This window comes from Frankia tisae (genome assembly GCF_025403405.1).
GTDB lineage: Bacteria > Actinomycetota > Actinomycetes > Frankiales > Frankiaceae > Frankia > Frankia tisai.
In genome coordinates this window covers 1-1,622 of the sequence record NZ_JANEZT010000664.1, presented here as the reverse complement: position 1 = coordinate 1,622, position 1,622 = coordinate 1, and the positions used below count along the sequence as shown (strand labels likewise).

Below are 1,622 nucleotides of genomic sequence, written 5' to 3'. Positions count from 1 at the left end.
ATGCCCACCCACCTCGCGCCACCCGCCCATCGGCCCTCTCTCGGGGCCGGTGGCGCGAGGTGGTCAGGGCGTGCTGATCCCCAGAAGCGCGGCCTTGGCGACGGCGCTCGGCGCGTTCACCGTGCGGGACCGGGGCCTGCGCCTTCCTGCCGCGCGAGCAGGCCCCGGTCCCGGTCACGACGCGACGAGTTCCTCCTCCTCGCGCAGGCCGAGAGCCTCGGCGCCGATCGCGCGTAGCGTCCGCAGGATGAGCGCGATCTTCGGATCGCGTCGGCGGCCAGTACGCACCAGGGAACTGACCGTGCGGGTGCCCATCGAGGCGCCCTCGACGATCAGGTGCTCCAGGTAGGGCGGGACCGACAGCCGGGGCACGACAGCCGAGACCAGCTCGGTGGCCGCGAGATCGCAGACGATCTGGGCCGTCTCGAGCCGGTGCGTGATCTGCGGCTCGAAGCCGGCGCGGTCCGCGGCACGCAACAGCGCCACATCGAGGATGGAGCCGACCAGCCCGGTCACCCACAACTGGTCGGCGAGGGCGATCAGCCCGTTACTGCGTACTGCCTGGTGCAGCTCCGGCGGAGCCAGGAGCACCATCGGCTCGATCAGCAGCACCTCGCGACTCAGGCCGATGAGTAAGTCCTGCGCCTCGAAGTCGCAGCGATAGGTGATCGCGACGTCGACCTCGCCCTGACGCAGCAGGCGCAGCGCGTCGTCGGTGTCGGCCTGCTGCAGCCGAACCTGAAGGTCCGGCTCGATGTGGCTCAAGCGCTGCACGAGCGGCGCGGCGAAGCTTGGGATACCGAGATTGTACGAGGCGACAGCGATCTGTCCCGACACCTGGTCGCGGGTAGCGGCCAACGCACTCATCGCGTCGTCGACAGCGTCGAGCACGACGCGCACGTGCTCGACCAGCACCCGCCCGCTGCGGGTGAGCCCCAGGACGCGGCCGTCACGACGGAAAAGGATCGCGCCGCTCTCGCTCTCAAGGACCCGCAACTGCTGCGAGACGGCGGAACTGCTGATGTTGCGCCGTTCGGCGACGGCGGTGACCGTCCCGAGATCGGCCAAGTCGCACAGCAGCATCATGCGACGAAGATCGAGCATGCCCATGCTTTGACCTCATGTGTCAGAGAGCCGACCGATGTAACAGAGAGCCGACCGCCGAGGACCCGGGCGAGCCGGGTTCAGCCGCTGTTCGCGGGCCGCCCAGACCAGCCGACCGCTGCGGGCCCGGGCGAGCCAGCAAGGCGGGGGCAACGCAGGAAGGGAGTGTCCGAAAACGGCGGATGCGGCGCGGCTCCTACCGAGGCGCACCGGAGTCCGGCGTAGGCCGGAGAGTGCGGATCAACAACAGGTGGCAGACCCGACGCGCATGAGGTCCACATGCCGCCGAGCGGTGAGCTCAACCCTGTTCACAAGAACTGACCTTGACACGGCAGTCGCGACATTGACCACTTCGCCGATAAAGCTAGGAGAAAAATCACTTTTGGCCCAATGAGCCTTTCCCTGCAACGGGCCGTCACACTCCGCGTTCGATCACTATCTGTGACGGGCGGAGGGGGGTAGGCAGGGAAACGCGGGGCCTCGGTAGGAAGTAGTCCTTCCACAGAGCAACTTCCGAG

At 68.0% G+C, this 1,622-nt stretch carries 2 protein-coding genes; both read right to left on the bottom strand.

The annotated features are described in order from the left end of the window. Nucleotides 1-174: 174 nt before the first annotated feature. Complete coding sequence (locus NBZ85_RS30935) at nt 175-1,104, bottom strand: LysR family transcriptional regulator (protein ID WP_261554916.1); 930 nt, start codon at nt 1,102-1,104, stop codon at nt 175-177. Between the two features lie 240 nt (nt 1,105-1,344). Continuing rightward, on the bottom strand, nt 1,345-1,416 hold the full coding sequence (locus tag NBZ85_RS33500) for a putative leader peptide (protein WP_368861465.1): 72 nt from the start codon (nt 1,414-1,416) through the stop codon (nt 1,345-1,347). Between the last annotated feature and the right edge of the window lie 206 nt (nt 1,417-1,622).

Coding starts and splice junctions, on each gene's coding strand:
- NBZ85_RS30935 (WP_261554916.1), bottom strand. CDS start 1,104: ATGCTCGATCTTCGTCGCATGATGCTGCTGTGCGACTTGGCCGATCTC.